The sequence below is a fragment of the Streptomyces sp. NPDC006435 genome, from assembly GCF_040612315.1.
Lineage (GTDB): Bacteria > Actinomycetota > Actinomycetes > Streptomycetales > Streptomycetaceae > Streptomyces.
On sequence record NZ_JBEXPY010000020.1, the window covers coordinates 60,940 to 82,043 of the forward strand.

At 73.9% G+C, this 21,104-nt stretch carries 17 protein-coding genes; 6 read left to right on the forward strand and 11 right to left on the reverse strand.

What is annotated here, in order from left to right; genetic code table 11:
• Positions 1–161: 161 nt before the first annotated feature.
• Positions 162–1,133, reverse strand: coding sequence for a serine hydrolase (locus tag ABZZ04_RS20460; RefSeq protein WP_356933621.1), 972 nt, complete (start codon positions 1,131–1,133; stop codon positions 162–164).
• 171 nt (positions 1,134–1,304) lie between these two features.
• Here ABZZ04_RS20460 and ABZZ04_RS20465 point away from each other — a divergent pair, with 171 nt between their 5' ends.
• The gene (locus ABZZ04_RS20465) at positions 1,305–1,679 is read left to right on the forward strand and encodes a hypothetical protein (RefSeq protein ID WP_356933622.1); all 375 of its coding nucleotides are present in this window, start codon (positions 1,305–1,307) and stop codon (positions 1,677–1,679) included.
• 156 nt (positions 1,680–1,835) lie between these two features.
• Here ABZZ04_RS20465 and ABZZ04_RS20470 read toward each other — a convergent pair whose 3' ends face one another.
• A complete protein-coding gene (locus ABZZ04_RS20470; RefSeq protein WP_356933623.1) occupies positions 1,836–3,527 on the reverse strand; it encodes a thiamine pyrophosphate-binding protein in 1,692 nt (563 codons plus the stop codon).
• Positions 3,524–4,492 carry an agmatinase gene (speB, locus tag ABZZ04_RS20475; RefSeq protein WP_356933624.1) on the reverse strand — a complete coding sequence of 323 codons (969 nt, stop codon included), beginning with the start codon at positions 4,490–4,492 and terminating at the stop codon, positions 3,524–3,526. The genes ABZZ04_RS20470 and speB overlap by 4 nt, the downstream gene beginning before the upstream one ends.
• Before the next feature lie 141 nt (positions 4,493–4,633).
• On the opposite strand from speB, the gene ABZZ04_RS20480 reads away from it, so the two are divergent.
• Entirely contained in the window at positions 4,634–6,091 is a 1,458-nt protein-coding gene (locus ABZZ04_RS20480) for a PucR family transcriptional regulator (RefSeq protein WP_356933625.1), read from the forward strand.
• Between the two features lie 55 nt (positions 6,092–6,146).
• Here the strand turns inward: ABZZ04_RS20480 and ABZZ04_RS20485 are convergent, their stop codons facing one another.
• From ABZZ04_RS20485 to ABZZ04_RS20500, 4 genes are all read right to left on the reverse strand, one after another.
• On the reverse strand, positions 6,147–7,337 hold the full coding sequence (locus ABZZ04_RS20485) for a lanthionine synthetase LanC family protein (protein ID WP_356933626.1): 1,191 nt from the start codon (positions 7,335–7,337) through the stop codon (positions 6,147–6,149).
• A gap of 89 nt (positions 7,338–7,426) precedes the next feature.
• Positions 7,427–7,576 carry a hypothetical protein gene (locus ABZZ04_RS20490; protein ID WP_356933627.1) on the reverse strand — a complete coding sequence of 50 codons (150 nt, stop codon included), beginning with the start codon at positions 7,574–7,576 and terminating at the stop codon, positions 7,427–7,429.
• The gene (locus ABZZ04_RS20495) at positions 7,549–10,281 is read right to left on the reverse strand and encodes a lantibiotic dehydratase (protein WP_356933628.1); all 2,733 of its coding nucleotides are present in this window, start codon (positions 10,279–10,281) and stop codon (positions 7,549–7,551) included. Before ABZZ04_RS20495 ends, ABZZ04_RS20490 begins: the two co-directional genes overlap by 28 nt.
• A 115-nt stretch (positions 10,282–10,396) precedes the next feature.
• Positions 10,397–11,230 carry a thiopeptide-type bacteriocin biosynthesis protein gene (locus ABZZ04_RS20500; RefSeq protein ID WP_356933629.1) on the reverse strand — a complete coding sequence of 278 codons (834 nt, stop codon included), beginning with the start codon at positions 11,228–11,230 and terminating at the stop codon, positions 10,397–10,399.
• Positions 11,231–11,907: 677 nt separating this feature from the next.
• On the opposite strand from ABZZ04_RS20500, the gene ABZZ04_RS20505 reads away from it, so the two are divergent.
• From ABZZ04_RS20505 to ABZZ04_RS20520, 4 genes are all read left to right on the forward strand, one after another.
• On the forward strand, positions 11,908–12,339 hold the full coding sequence (locus tag ABZZ04_RS20505; RefSeq protein ID WP_356933630.1) for a peptidase inhibitor family I36 protein: 432 nt from the start codon (positions 11,908–11,910) through the stop codon (positions 12,337–12,339).
• Between the two features lie 225 nt (positions 12,340–12,564).
• Complete coding sequence (locus tag ABZZ04_RS20510; RefSeq protein ID WP_356933631.1) at positions 12,565–13,722, forward strand: acyl-CoA dehydrogenase family protein; 1,158 nt, start codon at positions 12,565–12,567, stop codon at positions 13,720–13,722.
• A 19-nt stretch (positions 13,723–13,741) separates the two neighbouring features.
• On the forward strand, positions 13,742–14,656 hold the full coding sequence (locus ABZZ04_RS20515; protein ID WP_356933632.1) for an acyl-CoA thioesterase II: 915 nt from the start codon (positions 13,742–13,744) through the stop codon (positions 14,654–14,656).
• Positions 14,657–14,811: 155 nt separating this feature from the next.
• Positions 14,812–15,804 (forward strand): cation diffusion facilitator family transporter, encoded by a 993-nt coding sequence (locus ABZZ04_RS20520; RefSeq protein ID WP_356933687.1) that lies wholly within the window; start codon positions 14,812–14,814, stop codon positions 15,802–15,804.
• A 12-nt stretch (positions 15,805–15,816) separates the two neighbouring features.
• Here the strand turns inward: ABZZ04_RS20520 and ABZZ04_RS20525 are convergent, their stop codons facing one another.
• The 4 genes from ABZZ04_RS20525 to ABZZ04_RS20540 form a co-directional block, all read right to left on the reverse strand.
• Positions 15,817–17,448, reverse strand: a complete 1,632-nt coding sequence (locus ABZZ04_RS20525; protein ID WP_356933633.1) for an NACHT domain-containing protein — start codon at positions 17,446–17,448, stop codon at positions 15,817–15,819.
• Between the two features lie 129 nt (positions 17,449–17,577).
• Positions 17,578–18,363 carry a phosphatase gene (locus ABZZ04_RS20530; protein WP_356933634.1) on the reverse strand — a complete coding sequence of 262 codons (786 nt, stop codon included), beginning with the start codon at positions 18,361–18,363 and terminating at the stop codon, positions 17,578–17,580.
• Between the two features lie 92 nt (positions 18,364–18,455).
• Positions 18,456–20,009, reverse strand: coding sequence for a DUF6056 family protein (locus ABZZ04_RS20535; protein ID WP_356933635.1), 1,554 nt, complete (start codon positions 20,007–20,009; stop codon positions 18,456–18,458).
• Positions 20,006–21,052 (reverse strand): glycosyltransferase family 2 protein, encoded by a 1,047-nt coding sequence (locus ABZZ04_RS20540; RefSeq protein ID WP_356933636.1) that lies wholly within the window; start codon positions 21,050–21,052, stop codon positions 20,006–20,008. Before ABZZ04_RS20540 ends, ABZZ04_RS20535 begins: the two co-directional genes overlap by 4 nt.
• Between the last annotated feature and the right edge of the window lie 52 nt (positions 21,053–21,104).

Genomic DNA, 21,104 nt, shown 5'->3' on the forward strand with positions numbered 1-21,104 from the left:
ACGCGGTGGGCTGTGGATTTCATCCCGCTGTTACAAACCCGGGGCCAGAGATGCAGAAGGGTCGTACGACGGTCCTGGGACCGTCGTACGACCCTTCCACGGACGGTGCGGTTCCGCATCCGGGCCGTATTCGGACCGGACACGGGGCCGCGCCGTTGCCGCTACGGCTGCGGCGTCGCGGTGAGCATGCGCACCGCCGGGGCCTCCGGCACCGCGGGCACGGCTTCCTGCGGGGCCGCGGGCGGGGCGACGGTCGTGGTCGTCCTCGCGGCGACGGCCGGGTTGAGGTCCTTGTGCACGGCGCGGGCGACGGCCTGGATGGTGTTGATGCCGTCGTTCATCGTCTTGTTGTCCTGGGTGAGGACGGTGATCGCGTAGTCGTGCCCCTTGCCGGTGAAGGCGCCGATGCTGTGCACCCGCCAGCCGTGGGTGGCGCGCGGCAGCCAGCCGTTCTTGACCTGGACGGTCGCCCCGGACGGCGCCCCGGCGGGGGTGCCCCAGCGCTGCGAGGAGACGACCTTCTTCATCAGCCCCAGCTCGTAGGCCCGCGAGTTGTCGCTCAGCACCGAGTTCTTCACGGTCAGCAGGTGCAGCAGCCGCAGCTCGTCCTGGGCGGTGATCTGGGTGAGTCCCCAGTAGCCGCCGGAGCCGGGCACGGTGTTCTTCATCCCGGCGGCCTTGAGGAACGCCTTGATCTTGGTCACGCCGAGCTGCTTCCACAGGCTGGTGGTCGCATTGTTGTCGGACTTGGTGATCATGGCGGTGGCGAGGCCGGCCTCGCGCTGGGTGAGGTAGCGGTTGTGCTTCTTGTTGTCCCAGAGCAACGTCGCCAGCACGGTCGCCTTCACGACGCTGGCCGAGTCGTACTTCGTCGTCGCCCGCAGGGTGCAGTCGGTCTTGGTCTTCCGGTCGTAGAGCGCCACCGCCGTGGTCGACTTCCGCCCCTTGAGGGCGTCGGTGATGTCCTTCGACAGCTTGGCGGCGAGCCCGGCCTTGCCGGACGTGCAGCTCACGGCCGGTGTCGCGGCCGAGGCCGGTGCCGCGCCGAGCGCCACCGGCACGAGCACGCCCGTGGCGAGCGCGACGCAGAGCGTGGCCCTGGCGCGACGGGATATGCAGGGCTGTTCTTTCATGCGGCTGGTCCCCCATGAGTGGATCGGTACCGGTGCGCCCCCGGCGCACCCGTGAGTAACGACTCACGACGGACCGGAAAGTTGCGCACCGCGGGCTGTGGGGTTCGTCGCCCGCCGCGCGGGTATCGGTCACCGGGTACGACCCGTCGCCCTGATCGAATCGAGGGAACCTTGACGAGCGCCCAGCCGGTCCGGCACGCCGAGGCATACCGCTGCGGCCGGCTCTTCGCGGCGGTCGCGGCCCTGCAACGGCTCGCGCAGAACGAACACCATGCGCTGGGGCAGCAGGGGGCCGCGGAGAGGGCCGCCGCACGGCCGGAACCCGTTCTGCGCGAGCCCCTGCGGGAGGTCGTCCAGTACCTGGTGCAGGCCCGGATCCGTGGCCGGGGAGCGGCGGCGGACCCGGTCTTCCGGTCGCTGGCCGACTTCCTGCCGCCGGCGAGGGCCGTGCCCACCAGCCTCCGTCCCGACGAGCGGGAGGACTTCCACCGCGGCCGCGAGGAGCAGGCGGCGCTCATCGCGAAGGAGCACCTGTCCGTGAAGTGAGCCCGGGAAGCGGGCCCGTGAGGTGAGCCCGGGAACGGCCCCGCCCGCGCCCCGGGAACGGGTGCGCGGGCGGGACACGGGCCCTCCACGGGTACGTCACTGCGTCACAGGGGCGCCACGGCGTCGCGCAGGGGCGTCACCGGACACGTCACGGCGTCACAGGTGCGTCGGCTCGAACATCCTCAGCAGGGCCGGGAGCACCACCACCGACGGGCCGGGCTCCGCGAGGGCCTTCGCCAGGTCGGCGGTGAGCCCCTCGGGCGTCGTGCGAACCGCAGGCACGCCGAACGACTCGGCGAGGGCGACGAAGTCGGGGCGGGTGAGCTCCGTGGCCCCGGCCGCGGTCGCGCCGAAGGCGTCCGTCATGTACTCGCGCAGGATGCCGTAGCCGCCGTCGTCCACGATCAGCCAGGTCACCGGGAGGTCGTACTGGCGGGCCGTGGCGAGTTCCGCGATCGAGTACATCGCGCCGCCGTCGCCGGAGACGGCGAGGACCGGCCTCGTGCGGTCGGCGACCGCGGCGCCGAGTGCGGCCGGGAAGCCGTAGCCGAGCCCGCCCGCGCCCTGGGCCGAGTGCATCGTGTTCGGGTGGCGGGCGTCGAAGGCGGACCAGGCCCAGTAGGCGAGGATCGTCATGTCCCAGAAGCTGGGGGACGTGTCGGGCAGCGCCTCGCGGACCGAGGCGACGAGCCGCTGTTCCAGGGTGAGTTCCTGGGCGGCGATCCTGTCCCGCACCGCGTCGAGCACCGCCCGTACCCGCTCCGGTGCCGACGGGTCCGTGCGGCGGCCGACCGCTTCGAGGAGGTCGGCCAGGGCCCCGCGGGCGTCGGCGTGGATGCCGAGCGCGGGGTGGTTGGACTCCAGCTTCCCGGCGTCCGCCTCGATCTGGATCATCCGGCCGCGCGGGCGGAACGTGTGGTAGTTCGAGGAGAGTTCGCCCAGTCCCGAGCCGACGACCAGCAGGACGTCGGCGGACTCCAGGAAGTCCGTCGTGTAACGGTCCTCCAGCCAGGACTGGAGCGAGAGCGGGTGCTCCCACGGGAAGGCGCCCTTGCCGCCGAAGGTGGTGACGACGGGGGCGTCGATCCGCTCGGCGAGCGCCAGCAGCTTGCCGGACGCGTCGGACCGCACGACTCCGCCGCCCGCGATGATCGCCGGGCGCTCGGCGCGCGACAGCAGGTCGGCGGCCACGGCGATCAGTTCGGGGCGGGCCTGCGGTTCGCGCGGGGTGGCGTCCATCGCCGTGACGACGGGCAGGGAGGTCCCGGCCAGGAGCACGTCCTGCGGGATCTCCACCCAGACCGGTCCGTGCGGGGCGGTCAGCGCGGACTCCCAGGCGGCGGCGATCGCCGACGGGATCTGGGAGGCCGCCCGGACGGTGTGCACCGACTTCACGACGTCGCGGAACGACGCCTTCTGGTCCCGCAGTTCGTGCAGGTAGCCGTGGCGTCCGCCGCCCAGGCCCGCGACCGGGACCTGGCTGGAGATCGCCAGTACCGGGGCGGAGGCGGCGGCCGCCTCCTGGAGCGCGGCGAGCGAGGTGAGGGCGCCGGGCCCGGTGGAGAGCAGCAGCGGTGCGACCTCCCCGGTGATCCGGCCGTACGCGTCGGCGGCGAAGCCCGCGTTGTTCTCGACGCGCAGCCCGACGTACGTCAGGGACGAGCGGCGCAGTGCGTCGAACACGCCGAGCGCGTGCTGGCCGGGCAGACCGAAGACGGTGGTCGCGCCGAGGCCCTGGAGGGTCTCGACGACGAGGTCGCCGCCGTTGCGCCCGGCCGGGGGGTTCAGCGCGGCCGCGAGCTGCCCCGGGGTGAGCCGGGGCCGCTCGTCGTGGTGGTCGTGACTCACTTGGCGCGGGTTTCCGCGATCTGCCGGGACATGATCGTGGTCAGCTCGTACGCGGTGTGGGAGGCGGCGACGGAGGTGATCTCCGCGTGGTCGTACGCGGGGGCGACCTCGACCAGGTCGGCGGAGACCAGGTTGCAGGAGGACAGGCCGCGGACGATCTCCAGGAGCTCGCGGGAGGTCAGGCCGCCGGCCTCGGGGGTGCCGGTGCCGGGCGCGTGCGCCGGGTCAAGCACGTCGATGTCGATGGAGATGTACAGCGGCCGGTCGCCGATGCGCTGGCGCAGCTGGTCGGCGACCTCGTCGACGCCGCGTCGCATGACGTCGGCGGAGGTGACGATGCCGAAGCCCATCTTCGCGTCGTCGTCCAGGTCCTGCTTGCCGTAGAGCGGGCCGCGGGTGCCGACGTGGGAGAGCGCGGAGGTGTCGAGGATGCCCTCCTCGACGGCCCGGCGGAACGGGGTGCCGTGGGTGTACTCGGCGCCGAAGTAGGTGTCCCAGGTGTCGAGGTGGGCGTCGAAGTGGAGCAGCGCGACCGGGCCGTGCTTCTTGGCGACGGAACGCAGCAGCGGCAGCGCGATGGTGTGGTCGCCGCCGAGCGTCATCAGGCGGGCGCCGGTGGCCAGGAGGTCGTCGGCGGCGGCCTCGACCGTCTCGACGGCCTCGTTGATGTTGAACGGGTTCGCGGCGATGTCCCCGGCGTCGGCGACCTGCGCGAGCGCGAACGGGGAGGCGTCCTGCGCCGGGTTGTACGGGCGCAGGAGGCGCGAGGCCTCACGGATCGCGTTGCCGCCGAAGCGGGCGCCGGGGCGGTAGGAGACACCGGTGTCGAAGGGCACGCCGACGACGGCGACGTCGGCGGCGGGGACCTCGTCGAGGCGGGGCAGCCGGGCGAACGTCGCGGGTCCGGCGTACCGCGGGACGCGGGAGGAGTCGATGGGGCCGCGCGGCGTTTCGCTGCTGCTCATGTGGGTGCCTTTCCCGTGGTGGTGCGTGCCTCGTGGTGGTGCGTGGTGACGCGGTGCGTACTGAAGACGGTAGGTGGCCCGCACACGGCACTGAAGTGTACTTTTCATCCATACCCGAAGCCGTCGATGGATGGATCGTCCATGGAAGCCCCGGTCGCGCTGCCCCCGCCGCCCACTCCCCCGGTGTCGCTCACCGCGCTGCTAGCCCGCGAGGAGCTGGGGCTGCGCCGCATCGCGGGGCCCGACGAGGCCGAGCTGCTGTGGGTGCACACCTCGGAGATGGCCGACCCGTACCCGTATCTGCTCGGCGGTGAGCTGGTGCTGAGCGCCGGGGTGCTGCTCGGGGACCCGGACGGGTACGTGGCCCGGCTGGTGGAGGCGGGGGCGGCGGCGCTCGGTTTCGGGGTGACGCCGGTGTACGACACGGTGCCGGGGGCGCTGGTCGAGGCGTGCGACCGGCACGGTCTGCCGCTGGTGGAGGTGCCGCCCGGGACACCGTTCACGGCGATCGCACGGGCGGTGTGGCGGCTGATGGCCGAGGCCCGGCACCGGGAGCTGCGCCGGGTGACGCACGCCCAGCAGGCCCTGGCGACGGCGGCGGCCCGGCCCGACCCGGTCCCCGCGGTGCTGCACCAGCTGACGGTGCGGCTGGGCGGCCGGGCGGTGCTGCTCGCCGCGGACGGCGAGGAGCTGCACGCCTCGGGCCGCCGCCCCGCCCCGGACGTCGGTGCGGCGCTGGCCAGGCTGGCCCGGGTGGTCTCCGCCGGGTCGCGCCCCGCCCCGTCGTCCGCCACCGACACGCTGCGCGACACCCATCTGTCCGCGTACGCGCTGGGCGGCGGTCAGGGTCTGGTCCTGGAGTTGGCGACGGACCGGCGGGAGCCTGGCGACCACACGATCGCCGGGGTCGCGGTCGTGCTGCTCTCGTTGCTGGCCGCCCCGCACCAGGGCGCCGACGCGGCGGGCCGGTCGGCCGCCCTCGTACGGCTGCTGCTGGGCGCGGACCCGCAGGACGTCGGCCCGCTGCTCGGCGGCGCGGAGCAGTGGACGGTGGTGCACGCTCGGCGCAGCGGGGACGGCCCGGTCGACCCGCTCACCGCCGGTGCGCTGGGCGCCGCCCTGGGCTCGGCCCTGGTCGACGCGGGCCGGGGCGGGGACGCGGTGCGGGTGCTGGTGCCCGGCGACGACCGGATCGTGCCGCAGCCCGGCTGGACCCTCGGCGCCTCCGCCCCCGCCCCCGTCACCGCCCTGGGCCTCGCCGACGGCCAGGCGGCCCGCGCCCTGGGCCGCGCCGTGGCCACCCGCACCCCGCTGGCCCACCACCACAGCGGCGCCGGTACGGGCCTGGCCGCCCTGATCCCTCCCGACCGGGCCGAGGCCCACGCCCGCGTCCTCCTGGCCCCGCTCACCGAGCCCCTGGCCGAGACCCTGCGCTGCTGGCTGAGCCTCCACGGCAACTGGGACCGCACGGCCACGGCCCTGCGGATCCACCGCAACACGGTCCGCCAGCGCATCACCCGCTGCGCGGCCCTGCTGGACATGGACCTGGACGACATGGACGTACGGACGGAGCTGTGGTTCGCGCTGCGACAGCGCTGACCCGGCCACCGGGTGCCGGTGGCCGGGGGCGGGGTGCGGGCGGACCGGGCGGGCCTCAGCGCAGGCCGAGGCAGGGCAGCCAGTCGCGCGAGGTGCCGTGGGTGGCGGTGAGCAGGGCGGCGAGTGCGCCGGGGGCGCCGTCGAGGAGGGCGGTCGGGGGGCGGGTGGCGGCGAGGGCGTCCGGCAGTCGGGCGTTCAGGTGCTCGGTGAGGCGGGCGGCGAGCGGGGCGGCGGCCGGCAGCCGGGCCCGGTGGTGGAAGGCGTCCGCCACGGCCAGTACGCCCGCCGCGCCGTGGCAGAGCCCGAGCCGGTCGGTCAGCGGGGCGCCGTAGAGGTGGAAGTCCATGTCGTACTGCTCGGCGAGGGTGGTGAAGGCGGCCGCCGCCCAGTCGGCCGTCGTCCGGTCGCCCAGTGCGTCGGCCGCGTCCCAGAGCGCCCAGGTGATGCCGGGGGCGCCGTAGCACCATGCCTGGCGGGGCTGGGGTCCGGTGGGCGGCGGGCCGTCGAGGCCGGCCCCGTCCCAGCTGCGGACGGACCTGGCGTCGTCGAAGGACTGCCGGACCAGCCAGTGGGTGGTGCGGCGCAGGGCGTCCGTCAGCCGGGGGTGCGGCCCGGTGCGGCGGATCGCGGCGGTGAGCGCGGTGGCGAGTCCGGCCACGCCGTGCCCCATCCCGGTGTTGATCCGGCCCTGGAGCCAGCCCAGGTGGGGATGGCCGGCGTACTGGCCGATGCGCAGCCGGCGCAGCTCGTCGTGGTCGCACAGCATCGCCAAGTGGGCTGCGAACGGCATGAGTCGGCGGTTCGCCGGCTCGGGTTCCCCGACGCAGAGGGCAAGCAGGGTGCCGGACGGCCCGCCGATGAGGTCGTAGTCGGGCAGGCCGACGTCCACCGTGCGCCAGGGGCGCGCGGCGGCCCCGTCCAGGAGGTGGTCGCGCAGCCGGTCGGCGGCGCGGTGCAGCGGCGGGTGGACGCGGGCGGCCATCCGCAGGCCGACGAGCGTGCCGGCCAGGCCGCCGTCGTACAGGCCGTTGTGGGAGGGGCCTCGGCCGACGGTCCGGGCCCAGGCCGCCACCGCGCGCCGGGCGCTCGCAGCGGCACCCGCCTCGTGGGTCTCCTGGACCAGTGCGGCCAGTACGGGAATGCCGGGGTCGGACGTCGTGTGCGGGCCCCGGGCGAAGTCGTCGAGGAACCGGACGGCGATGTCGAGGGCGGCTCGGCGGGGCGGGGCCTGGTTACCTGGATGCATCGGAGCTCCTCGTCGGGGAGCCGCCCGGACCGGTCCGGGCGGCTCCGTTCATCTCAACGACGGACACGGGGTGTCCGGGTGGGGGGCCGTCAGCAGTTGATGGCGGATCCGCAGAGGGTCGAGGCACAGATGATGATGGTGCACGCCAGGCTGTCGGCAGCCTCCACGGCGGGCAGGTCGGTGCCGGTGATCCGCTCGTCCAGCTCGTCGATCAGGGTGTCGAGGTCGGTGAGTTCCATGATGGGCATGGTGCTTCCTCCTGTTTCCTTTGTGATCCCTGTTGGGTGTTGGCCGCCCCGGCAGCCGCCGCACCGGGTGCGGACGGGCCGGGGACGTCATGGGCGAGGGCGGCGGCCGGGGCCGCCAGCTCCTGCGGGGTCCGGTCGAAGGGGAGCCTGAGCAGCAGACCGGCGGCCACCGGTTCGCCCCGGTGCAGCGCGTCGCGCAGCACCGGGCCCCGCGGTCCGGCCTCCGGGCCGGGCAGCATCTCCTCCAGGACCAGTTCGTCACCGGGTGCGGCGCAGATCCGCTCGATGACGTTGAGCGCGGTCAGCGCGTCGAGGTCGGCCGGTACCGGCTTGTCCCCGAACGCCGGCCGTACGAAGACGAAGCGCGGCAGACCGGCGGTGCGCCGGAGCGAGGCGAGGGCCCGCACCCGGTCGAATCCGTCGTCCTCCCGCCGCCACAGCAGGGCCCGCGGCACCCGCCAGGTGGCCGGGCAGACCACCAGGTCCCGGCCGGCCGTCACTCTCGGCGCGCGGGTGACGGCGGCACCGGCGGGGAAGGCCGCGGCGAGCCCGTCCAGGCAGAGCACGGTGCCCGCCCAGGGGTGCCCGGCGGCGAGCAGCAGCCGCGCCAGCCGGTCGTAGGGCGGCATCGGGTTGCGGGTGGCGTGGTAGACGGGCACCACGCGCACACCGTCCGCCTCGGCGACGATCCGGCGGCCCGAGCGCCGCAGGGTGATGCGGTCCAGCGGCAGGTAGCGCTGTTCGGGCCCGCCGGGCGCGAAGTACGCGGCCGGGTTGGGGTCGCCCGTCCACCAGCGGGTGAGGACGGGCCGCCGGACGGTGTTCGCGGCGTGGCCGGTGACCGACGGCACCAGCAGTTCGACGAACCGCACCCCCGATCGCCGCTCCACCCCGGCCAGGAAGTCCCGGTAGGCGTCGACGGTGTCGTGGCCGCCGTGCAGGGCCCGCAGCGCCTCGGCGAACCGGGCGTCGATGATCCCGGCGGGCGAGGCCGTCTCCAGCACCGCGAGCGGCCCCGGCCCGGACATCGGGCGCAGCAGACAGTCCAGCGGCCAGGGCGGCACCGCGTCCTCGGCCGACGGCGCCCCGAGGGCGTCCAGCAGCGCGTCGTCCACGTCCACCTGCGGTGCGTCGGAGCGGGCGGCGAGGTGGGCGAGGAGCCGGGCGTATCCGGATGCCGGGTCGTGCGCCGGGTGCCAGCCCGGGTGGCGGCGCCGGCCGGGTCCGGGGGACGGCCGCTCGTCCGGCGCCAGGACCTCGGCCAGGAGTTCGCCGACCGGGCGCGGGCGCCCGTCCAGCCGCTCGGTGCCCGGCACGGGGGGTGGTGCGTCGGAGCCGGTCTCCCGGTCGGCCAGGCGCAGCGCGGCCAGGCGGTGGGCGGTCCGCAGGGCGCGCTGGACCCGGGCGGCGGCCGGGCCCGGCACGTGGGCGCTCAGACCGCGGTGCGAGTCGAGGAACCAGCTGCCCGGCCCGTGCTCCGCGGGCCGGTCCGATCCGGCAGACCCGTACTCCGTCTCCGTACATCGGTCCGCGTCGCCGGGTCCGTGCTCGGGCTCCTCGGGATGGTGCTCGGGGCGGTCCTCGGGGCGGGGCAGTTCGCCTGTCTCGGCGACCCGGGCGGCCGGGGACCAGGGGGTGTGGTGGCGGCGCGGGGCCTCGCAGAGCTGGAGCACGCCCAGCCCCATGAGGTGGGTGAGGAAGCCGCGCAGTACGGCGGGGTCGGCGGCCGGCAGTTCGCTCTCCAGTTCCGCGAGGGTGCGCGGTCCGTCGGCGAACAGCGTGAGGAGCCGGTCGAGCAGTGCGGTGCGCCGGAGGGCGGTCTGCCGCAGCCGTCCGGGGTGGTCCGGGTCGATCGCGTAGCAGCGCAGCGTGCCGCCCGCTCCGTCGCCGCCGCCCTCGGTGAGGTGCAGCGGGGCGGGGGCGAGTGCGGTCGCCGGGTCGGCGGTGCGCAGGTCCCGGCCGCCGGTCCGGGTACGTACCGTGTGGACGTTCTCCACGACGGCGGCGGCCAGTCCGGCGAGCTCGGCGCCCGGGGTGAGGAGCCGGTCGCCCGCCCCGTCCGCCGTCGGGCCGCCGACCGGGACCGGGGCGACCTGCCCCACCCAGCCGCGCGGTGTGGTCTTCACGGCCGCCCGTCCCAGCGCCCGCCACAGGTAGGCGGAACGCTTGCGCAGCCGTTTCCCGCTCCACGACTCCCCCGCGGCCAGCCGGGCGGTCACCTCCGCCACCAGCCCGGGGCTCGCGGTGTCCAGGAACTCCCGCAGGACCGGGCCCTCGGACACCAGCGACCAGCCGAGCGCAGCCACCCGCTCGTGCTCCTCGGCGATCTCCCGTTCCAGCGCCGCCCGGGCCCCGCGGACCGGACCGGCGGCATCGCACAGCTCCGTCGCCTCGCGGACCAGTTCCCCGGGTGCGGCGGTCAGCGCCGTCAGCAGGTCGCGGTCCGCCGGGGTCGGCGCCGAGCCCGCGTGCAGCCTTCGCCGCAGGGCGAGTACGGCGCGGCGCTCGGTGTCCGTCAGGCGCGGGTCGGGAACGACACCGCTCAGCTCCTCGGCCAGCCGCCGGGCGCGCCCGGCCTGCCGCTCGACGGCGTCGGCGTGCTCGACGACCCGGCCGAACAGCCCGGACCCGCCCGCGGCCGTCCACATCGAGCAGGGGATTCCGGACGCGCGTACCAGCGCGGTGGCGCCCAGCAACGTTCCTTCGGCCGCGTCGGGACGGGCGGGGGCCGGGACAGGGGCGGGTCGGGGGGTGGAGCCGGAAGCGGATCCGGAAGTGGGTCCGGGAGTGACGGCGCGGAGTCCGGTCATGTCAGTCCACCGCCCCGTCGTCGAACAGGGCCTCGGTGAGCAGGCTCTGGCGGGCGAGCGACAGCCGGCCCCGGTTCCAGTGGAAGATCACGGCGTGGGCGGCGGCGCGGCGCGGTCCGCGTACCGCTTCGCCGGACTCGAAGTAGCCGGTGCGCCAGTGGTCCGCCGCTCGGCGCACCGCCGCCCCGTGCTGCTCCTGCCATGCGCGCCAGGCGTCGGGCAGCCCGTCGGACCACTGCGCCCGGGGCCGCTCCCAGTGGGCGCGGATGCCGTGGGCGGCCCGGCGGAGCGCGTCGTCCCGGAGACCGCCGGGGAAGCTGCGCCCGGTGTCCGTGCGCACCGCCTCCCAGACGCCCCGGTGTTCCCAGCCCACGATGTGCAGGCCGTCGAAGAGTTCGCGGAGCAGGACGAGGGAGAGCCTCCAGTCGGCCACGGTGTGTCCCTCGCCGTCCGCGCGCCGGGCGTGCCGGTCGAGCCAGGCCAGCGAGTCCGCCGTGAACACCTCGTGCACCCCCGGCATGGCGGCGGGGCCGCCGAAGAGGTAGGACTCCGGCTCGTACACCGCACACACCGGCGGGGCCGCCAGCACGTCGAACTCCCTGATCCGGTCGAGGAGTTCGGCCCTCAGCGGGACGACACCGGCCGATCCGGGCGCCTGGAACCGAACGCGCAGGCCCGGCGGCTTGTGCATGAAGAAGAACGCCTGCGCGAGGCCCGCGTCGAGGAGTCCGCGCGCCGTGCCGGCGAGCCGCTCGTACAGGCGCGGCCACGAGCGCGGCTGCGGGGTCAGGTTCACCTGTACCCAGCTCGCCTCCGGGTGTTCCACCCCCAGCATGAGACCTCCGTGTGTCGTGGTTCCGGGCGTCACGGCCCCGGATGTTGCGGTTCCGGGCGTCGTGATCCCGGGCGTCGTGGTTCTGGATGGCGCTGTTCCGGCCCTGCGGGGTGTCTCGGGGGTCGCCGGACGGGTTCGCGGAGTCGGTGCCGCGACCTCGTTCGGGTGTCGGGAGAAGCCCTGTTTCGTCCTGTGTCGTCCGCGGGTCCACGGGGTGTGTCGCAACGCCCGGGACCCGAGCCGTTCGTCGGCCGGACCTGATGCGCCGGGACCGCCCGGCCGGAACCGGATGCCTTCCCCGCCGTTCCCGTCCGTTCCCCTCTGCTCCGGACCGATCAGGTCCGTCGACAAGTCAATTCCCGCGTCAACACCGGCCGAAAGATATATCGCAATTAGTCGGATTATGGACGGGTGTGCGCTTGGCGTGACCCATGTGCCGGGAGCGCGGAAACCCGCGCCGTCGCACAGCCCGCAGGGCGAGCGGGAGCGAAGGGAACGAGCCACGCCCGCCCCTCCCCCGCAGCAAGCGTTCACGCCGGTGCGCGAAGGAGTGCCGCGATCTTCGCGGAGGGCTTCGAGCGCCCCCGTTTCCGCCTGTCTGTGCAGGTCAAGGGCGTGCCACGCTGACCGGGACCAGGGCGCGGGACCCTGACCGCCGTCAGAAGGAGAGCTCCGTCATGAACCGCTTCACCACGCTCGCCGCCGCCTCCCTCGCCCTGGCCCTGGGGCTGGCCACCGGGCCCGCCGCGGCCGGGGCCGGGGCCACCGGCGACGCCGCCGCGGTGCGCGGCACCGTGGCGAGCGACACCGCCCGAAGCGCCGAGGCCAGGGCTTCCTTCAGCTGCAGCCCCGGGTACTTCTGCATCTACAGCGACTGGAACGGGGGCGGCACCCGCTGCCAGTGGTCGGACAAGCAGCGGGCGAACACCGCCGACGACTGCTCGTTCATCCAGCGGGGCCAGAACGTCCGCTCCGTGTGGAACGCGACCGGGCACCGCGTGCAGTACTACACCCGGACCAACTACAACTCCCGGGTCGGCTCCACCCCCGCCGGCAGCGGCGGCAACCTCCAGGGCAACTACCAGATCCGCTCCTTCAAACCCCAGTAGCACCGAGGAACGGGAGGGGGCGAGGGTCCTTCCCGGCCGGCGGCCGGGGAGGACTTCCGCACGTCCGGGGCCGGGCGTGCCGCGCATCACCCTGGACAGCCTCCGTGACTGCCGGGTAACTTTTGAACGTATCTGAGCAAGCGCTTAGCCAGGCCGGTCGAGGCGGACCGCACCCGACCCCGGCCGAAGGCGGCCGCCGACCGAAGCTGATCAAGGAGGCACCCCGTGCGCCGTACGGTATTCGACGAGGACCACGAGGCGTTCCGGGAGACCATACGCGCCTTCATCGAGGCGGAGGTCGTCCCTCACTACGACGAGTGGTTCCAGCAGGGCATCGTGCCGCGCGAGTTCTACTCCAAGCTCGCCGACCTCGGTCTGTTCGGCATCAACGTCCCCGAGGAGTTCGGCGGCGCCGGCCTGGACACCCACAAGTTCGAGGCCATCCAGTACGAGGAGACCGCCCGCGCGGGCATCAACTTCGGCGGCTCCGGCGTGCACGTCCTGCTCGCCCTGCCGTACATCAAGATGCTCGCCGACGAGGAGCAGAAGAAGCGCTACCTGCCGAAGTTCGTCTCCGGCGAGGAGATGTGGGCCCTCGCGATGACCGAGCCGGGCACCGGCTCGGACCTCGCGGGCATGAAGACCACCGCCAAGCTCTCCGACGACGGCACGCACTACGTGCTCAACGGTTCCAAGACCTTCATCACGGGCGGCGTCCACGCCGACCGCGTCATCGTCTGCGCCCGCACCTCGGCGCCGACCGCCGAGGACCGTCGTTTCGGCATCTCCCTGTTCGCCGTGGACACCAAGTCCGAGGGCTACTCCCTGGGCCGCAAGCTCGACAAGCTCGGCCTGCGCACGTCCGACACCGCAGAGCTGGCGTTCGTCGACGTGAAGGTGCCCGCCGCGGACCTGCTCGGCGAGGAGAACAAGGGCTTCCACTACCTCGGCCAGAACCTGCCGTCCGAGCGCTGGGGCATCGCCTACGGCGCGTACGCGCAGGCCAAGGCCGCGATCCGGTTCGCCCAGGAGTACGTCCAGGAGCGCACCGTCTTCGGCAAGACCGTCGCGTCCTTCCAGAACACCAAGTTCGAGCTGGCCGCCTGCCAGGCCGAGGTGGACGCCGCCGAGGCCGTCGCCGACCGCGCCCTGGAGGCCCTGGACGCGGGCGAGCTGACCGCGGCCGAGGCCGCGTCCGCGAAGCTGTTCTGCACCGAGGTCGCGCACCGTGTCATCGACCGCTGCCTCCAGCTGCACGGCGGCTACGGCTACATGAACGAGTACCCGATCGCCCGCCTCTACGCGGACAACCGGGTCAACCGCATCTACGGCGGCACCAACGAAGTCATGAAGTCGATCATCGCCAAGTCCATGGGCCTGTGAGAACGGCTGCGTTCCTCCCATGAGCTCAGCACTGGATTCCCTGCTCGATCTGCTCGACCTGGAGCAGATCGAGCGGGACATCTTCCGGGGCACGAGCCGTTCGGCGCTCGTCCCCCGGGTCTTCGGCGGCCAGGTCGCGGCCCAGGCCCTGGTCGCCGCGGGCCGCACCGTCCCCGCCCGGACCCCGGGGGCGCCCGGCGCCGCCCCGGCCGGGGAGGTCCCGTCCGCCCACTCCCTGCATTCGTACTTCCTGCGGGCCGGTGATCCGGGCGCGCCGATCGTCTACAGCGTCGACCGCATCCGCGACGGCCGCTCCTTCACCACCCGCCGGGTCGTCGCCGTCCAGCACGGGCAGCCGATCTTCCACCTCTCGGCGTCCTTCCAGACGTACGAGGAGGGTCTGGAGCACCAGGCGGACATGCCGTCCGCACCGGACCCGGAGACGCTGCCCACGACGGCGCAGCTGCTGCCCCGGTACGCGGACCGCTTCAGCGACCCGACGGTCGTGGACCGGCTGATCGAGGCGCGGGCCGCGGTCGATCTGCGGTACGTGGACGCCCCGCCCTTCGGCACGGTCGGCGAACCGCGCGAGCCGCGCTCCCAGGTGTGGTTCCGCACCAACGGCAAGCTCGCGGACGATCCGCTGCTGCACGTCTGCATGGCGACGTACGTCTCCGACATGACGCTGCTCGACTCGGTGCTCCTCGCACACGGGCGCGGGGGCTGGGCGGTCGGCGACGTGGTCGGGGCGAGCCTGGACCACGCGATGTGGTTCCACCGGCCCTTCCGGGCCGACGAATGGCTGCTGTACGACCAGGAGTCGCCGTCCGCGTACGGCGGGCGCGGGCTCGGCCAGGCCCGGATCTACACACAGGACGGCCGGCTGGCGATCACCGTCATCCAGGAGGGCGTGGTCCGCGTCCCCCGGGTCTGACCCGGCTCCGTCCCCGGGTCGGGTCCGGTCCGGTTCGCTTCCCCGTGCCCAGCGGCCGTGCCCAGCGGCCGTGCCCGGCGGCCGTGCCGGGCGGGCCCGACAGGCCGGGAACCGCCAATTCGGACATACTCCCCACCATGAGTGAGGAGCCCCGGATGGACCCGAAGACCGCCGACGGCGCCACGAAGTCCGGTGGCGGGGAGTCCGCGTTCACGGTCGTCGTCGCGGCGGTCGCCAACCTCGGCATCGCCGTGGCGAAGGCCGTCGCCGGGCTGATCAGCGGATCGAGCGCGATGCTCTCCGAGGCGGCGCACTCGGTCGCCGACACGGTCACCGAACTGATGCTGCTCACCGCGCTGAGGCGCAGCGGGAAACCCGCCGACGAGGAGCACCCGCTGGGCTACGGCCCCGAGCGCTACATCTGGGCGATGCTCGCCTCCGTCGCCACGTTCGTCGGCGGTGCGGTCTTCTCCGTCTACGACGGCGTCCACACCCTGGTGAGGGGCGAGGAGCTCGGCGATCCGCTCGTCTCGTACATCGTGCTCGGCGTCGCCTTCCTGCTGGAGGGCTACTCGCTGCGCACCGGGCTGCGGCAGGTGCGGGGCGAGGCGGCGCGGCTGGGGGCGCCCGTCGGCCGCTACCTCCGCCGCACCCCCGACACCGCCGTCAAGGCCGTGGTGATGGAGGACTCGGCCGCACTGGTGGGTCTGCTGCTCGCCGCGGGCGGCCTGCTCGGCGGGCAGCTGACCGGCTCCGGGGTCTGGGACGGCATCGCGTCCGTCCTGATCGGCCTGCTGCTGGTGTACGTCGCCTGGGTGCTGGGCCGGTCCAACGCCCAGCTGCTGATCGGCCGTCCCGTGACGCGGGCGATGCGCGCGGGCATCCGCGAGGAGCTGCTCTCCGTCCCGCACATCATCGACGTGCTGGAACTCACCACGCTCATCCAGGGCCCGGCCGAGATCCTGATCGCCGCGAAGATCGACTTCCGGGACGCGTCGACCGCGGAGCAGATCGAGTGGGCCTGCGAGGAGGCGGAGGAGCAGCTCCGGGAACGCTATCCGTCGGTGCGCCGGGTCTACCTGGACCCGACGCCGGGTCTGAGACAGCGGGGACGCGGGCCGGGCGGGGCGGGCGGGACCGGCGCCTGATCAGGATCGGGATCAGGCCGGCGACTGCTCCAGGGCCCGCAGTTCCTCGGCGGACATGTTCTCCCCCCGTGCCGCGAGGTGGTCCTGGATGGTCTTGTGCAGGAAGGCGTAGCCGTCCCCCGCCCTGCGCATGATCGCCCGGTCGGTCGCGTAGTCGAGGAAGTCCCGCCGGAGGTGGCTCGCCAGCACCGACTTCATGAACGGGAGGGACGTTCCGAAACTCACCCAGGCCGAGTAGAGCCGGTTCGGCCTGCTGGCGGGGTTCCCGGCCTCGTACCCGCTCAGCCCCCGCATGAACCGGAACATCGGGTACATCCCCGACGGCGCCAGCTGTCTGAGCACGTCGTCCGGGGCCTGGAGGAGCATGCTGGAGAAGTCGTCCGCGTAGTACACCGTCGAGTGGACCTGGTTCAGGTCCCGGGCGAGCCGCAGCAGGTCGGCCCGCACCCGGCCGGCGGGGCGTTCGGAGGCGACCGGACGGCCCTGGAGGGTCCGGTCGCGGTGGATCATGCGCTCGATGTAGGCGTCGAAGATGCGGCCCCTGCGCTCCTCCGTGTCGCCGGGTGCCGTTACCTCGTCCTCCGCCACGCCCTCGTAGGCGAAGACGGCGACGCCCAGCATGAGCGGTGTGGTCAGCAGCCGGGCCAGCACCGGATCGGCGGCCGCGGCGGCCGCCAGTCCGCGCAGCCGTTCGCCCCCGCCGTTGAGCAGGGCGTGCACGGCCGCGACCTCCAGGGGCCGCACCCGGACCGCGCCGCTGACGGTGAGCCGCTCTCCCAGTTCGTCGTAGTCGGTCGAGCGGCACGAGACGGCGATCGGGCAGTGCGGGTACTGCTCGGCGGAGAGCAGTCCGTTGATCGCCCGGACGCAGTCGACGCGCAGCCGCGGGGCGACCTCGTCGAGCCCGTCCAGGACCAGGGCGATGCCGTTGTCCCGCAGCAGCGCGAGGCCGGCCTTCCGGGGGAGGCGGTACCGGCTGTGCAGTTCGTCCAGGATCCAGCTCACGAACGGTTCGCCGTGCCAGTCCGTCAGCAGCAGGACGGCCGGGACGGGGGCGTCGTCGTCCCGTTCGGCCGCCTCGGCCAGCTTCTCGGCCAGTTCGAGCATCCGCGAGGTCTTGCCCGCGCCCGGGGCGCCCAGGACGAGGAGCTGCGCCTGGTGGCGGTCGAAGACCTCGCCGATCCGGGTGCCCGCGGCCAGCGGCACCCCGCCCTCCGGGCCGCCGGTGGTGAGCCGGGGCGGACCCCAGGGGTCGTGCACGGCCTCCCGGTGCTCGGCGAGACCCAGCTCGATCCGTACGGAGCGTTCCCAGGCCCGGTCCGCGTCGTCCGTCCAGCGCCTGCGCACGACGTGCAGCAGGGCGGCGCGCGCCCTGGCCCGCTCGTCGGCACCGAGTTCGGGTTCCGCGTCCTTCTGCACGCGGCCCTGCAGATGCACGATGTAGAGGAGCAGGCCCACCAGGACGAAGGCGACGGACGCGCCCACGACGAGCGTCTTGCGGTCGTCGCCCGCGAAGCCCTTGTAGATGTCGGGCAGCAGCCCGGCCCCGAGCTCCTGGAGGATGAAGAGGGCCAGCAGGATGAGCAGCCCGACGAGAACCGACCTCGGCCCGTCCCCGCGGGACCGCTGCCCCGGTGTGAACATGCGCCCCCCACGACACTGGACATTCGTGGCGCAGATTAGCAATTGCGCGGGCGGGACGTGGAGTTGTGGCCCCCGGGCCGCGGAACCGGCCCGGAGCGGACGCGGGCCGGCGCCCCGGACCGATCGGGATCAGCCCGGGAGCAGCCCCGCCGCGCCCAGCAGGTAGTCCGTCATCGGGTCGTAGAACCGCGGGTCCATCACGTGGTCGTCCAGCGGGACGACGACCTGGAGCGTGCCTTCCGCCTCGCCGAGGAACAGTGCCGGGTCGTTGCAGTCCGCGTACCCCACCGCGTCCAGGCCGCGCTGTCCCGCGCAGCCCGCCCAGCCGTGGTCGGCGACCACCAGGTCCGGCAGCGGGCGGCCCTCCCGCTCCATGCCGTCCAGGATGGCGGCCATCGGGGCGGGCGAGTGCGTGTGCCAGAGCGTCGCACCGCGCTCCTGCACGGCGACGTCCGCGAACTGGAAGACCATGCCCTCGTCGGCGATCAGCCCCGACGGGATCCGTACGATCTCGCATCCGGCGGCCCGCAGCGCCGCCGCGGTCTGCCGGTGCACGTCGAGGAGCCCGCCCGGGTGCCCGGTCGCGAACAGCACCCGCTCCGAGTCCGCCGCCGCCTTCCGCAGCCGTGCCGCCATCCGCTCCAGGGCGTCCACCGTCAGCTCCGGGTCGATGGTGTCCTGCCCGAACCGGTGCTCCGGGTCGTCGTTGACCCCGCAGCGCTCGGCCATCACCGCCAGCACGTCCTGCTCGTCGCGCCACCGGTCCCCGAGCTCCAGACCCAGCCAGTAGTGGCGGTCGCCGTTGGCGAGCTTGCGGTAGTGGGAGAGGTTGTTGTCGCGCGGGGTGGCGACGTCTCCGGCGATACGCGTACGGACGAGGTGTTCGACGAGGGCGGCACGGCTGGGTATCGGCATGAACCCATTGTGCCGTCAGGTGTGCGCAGTGTGCCGGATGTCTTGCACGACGGAGGTACCGGAACGGTCACGCAGGTCGCGCCGGGTCCGTTTCAGGGAAGCCGCGTGGTGTACGTGACCTCGTCCAGGTGGTAGTACCGGGCGACGCACCGGGCCGGCCACACCCGTCGGCCGTGCCCGCCGAACGGCTCCAGCATCCCGCCCACCGGCACCGGCGCGTACGGCAGCACCCGGGCGCCCCGCGCCGCCCGGTCCCTCAGCCACCGGTCCTGGTGGTCCCAGTCGCGGGCGCGCACCGACATCTCCGTCTCCAGCCGGAGCAGCGGACCGGCCAGGCCCGCGCAGGCCAGGACGCACACGGCGGCGGCGACGGCCGCCACGACCGTACGGAGCACCGGGCGGCGGGCCCGTGGCGCCACCGGTACCGCCGGCGGTCCCACCGCCCGGCCCAGCAGGACGCCGACACCGGTCAGCAGCAGCACGTACAGCAGGAGGAAGTCGCCCCAGACGCGCGAGGCGGTCACCACGTCCGCGCCGAAGACGGGGCGGGTCACGACGACGCAGAGGTAACCGGAGACCAGGAACGCGAGGAGGCCGGCCGGCGCCAGGAGGAAGGGGCGCCGACGGGACGACCGGCCCGCCGGCTCGGACGTCGTCCCGTCCACCGGCCGGTCTCCCCCGCGCGCCGACAGGCCGAGCAGTACGCCGACGGCGACCGCTCCCAGGTACGGCCAGGTCGTGAGGACCGTGCCCAGGATCTCCCCGAAGGCCCGCAGCGCCGCACCCAGCGCCTCCGGGTCGAGCATGGAGCCGGTGTCGGCGCCGAAGCGTGCGCGCCGGGCGCGTGCGCCGGGTGAGAGGTACAGGACGGCCGTCCCGGTCGCGAGCCCGGCGAGGGCGACCGCGCACCAGGACCGGACACGGGTCCGGCCGGGGCCGGGAGGCGTCCGCAGCCCGGTCAGCAGGACGGTGCCGAGCACGACGCACGCGACGACCGTCGTCTCCTCCGACAGCGTGCCGATGAACACCCCCGCCACGAGGGCGGTGGCCGACGCGAGGGCGTGCCCCCGGCGGGTGCGGGCGCGCAGCAGGGGAATCACGGCGGCGCAGGCCAGCACCGGTGCGAGGGTGTGCGAGACGGAGTTGGCGGGCCAGTAGAACGTCTTGTACGTGTCCGGCGTGGCGAGCAGGAAGGCCGCCGTCGCCGTCGCGGCCACGAGCGGCACGGTCCCGCGCGGTGCGGTCAGCCCCGCCCGGCCGAGCGCGGCGGCGGTCAGCGCCCACAGGACGCCGAGCACGACCGCCCCGCTGACCAGGGGGAACCACTGATGCCCCGGGACGCCGAACGCGCCGTACCCGACGACCAGCAGCGCGTTGGCGACGCGTCCGTTGTCGTGCAGGTAGAACTTGGCGAGCATCCCGAGGGCGCCCTCGTCCCGCACGACCGGGAGGAAGCACCAGTCGTCGGCGCCCGGCCGGACCAGCCTCCCGAACCAGAAGGCGGCGCCGAGCAGCGCGAACGGGAACAGGGCGAGGACCGCCGCCCCCGGCACCGCCCGCCGCCGCGCGGGACGCGGACGGCCGCCCGCGCCGCCCCCGCCCGTCCCCTCTTCCGCGTACGGGCCCGCGTCGGTGTCCGTGCTCATGCGCGTCGGCGCCCTTCGTACACCGGGACGGCGGGCAGCGCGCCGGGCGGGGCACCGGGCAGCGCGCCGGGCGGGGCATCGGGCAGGCCGCCGGGCGGGCGCACGGCCCGGTCCGGGCTTTCGCTCGTCTCCCGCACCACGTAATGCGGCCGGCGTTTCGCCTCGGAATAGATGCGTCCCACGTATTCGCCGATGACGCCCAGTGTGGCGAGCTGAATTCCGCCGAGCGCGACGACGGCGGTCAGCAGGGTCGTGTAGCCGGGGACGGCGACACCGTGCAGGGCGACGTCCGTGATGATCCACAGCGCGTATCCCAGGGCCGCCAGCGCGAGGGCGAGACCGGCGTGGATGGCCAGGCGCAGGGGACGGCTGTTGAAGGAGACCAGCCCGTCGATCCCGTAATTGAGCAGATGCCTGCCGGCCCATTTCGAACTCCCCGCCGCTCGGCGGACGTTCCGGTAGGTGAAGGACGCGGTGTCGAATCCGATCCAGGAGAAGATCCCCTTGGAGAACCGGTCGGTCTCGGGCAGGGCGAGCACCGCGTCCACGGCCTTGCGCGACAGCAGCCTGAAGTCGCCCTCGCCGTCGACGACTTCGACGTCCATGCAGCGGCCCATGACCCGATAGCAGACGGCACCGAGGAATGTGCGCAGGGCGCCCTCGCCGGCACGGTCCCGGCGCGCGACGACCTGGTCGTATCCGCGTTTCCGCAACTCCAGCATGCGGGGCAGCAGTTCGGGCGGGTGCTGGAGGTCGGCGTCCATCAGGACGACGGCCTCGCCCCGGGACATCCGCAGTCCGGCGAGCATGGCGGCCTCCTTGCCGAAGTTGCGGCTGAAGGAGACGTAGCGGACCCGCCGGTCCTCGGCGGCGAACGAATTGATCCGGGCCCCGGTCCGGTCGCCGCTGCCGTCGTCGACGTAACAGATCTCGAAGGTGCGCCGTATCGGTTCGAGCACGGCGAGCAGCGCACGGTGGAACGCCTCGATCACCTCGTCCTCGTCGAAACAGGGGACGACGACCGAAACCTGACATGTTTTCATGTGAATTCCCCATCAGGCGTGGGCGAGACAACTCGAACCATATGCCCGTGGA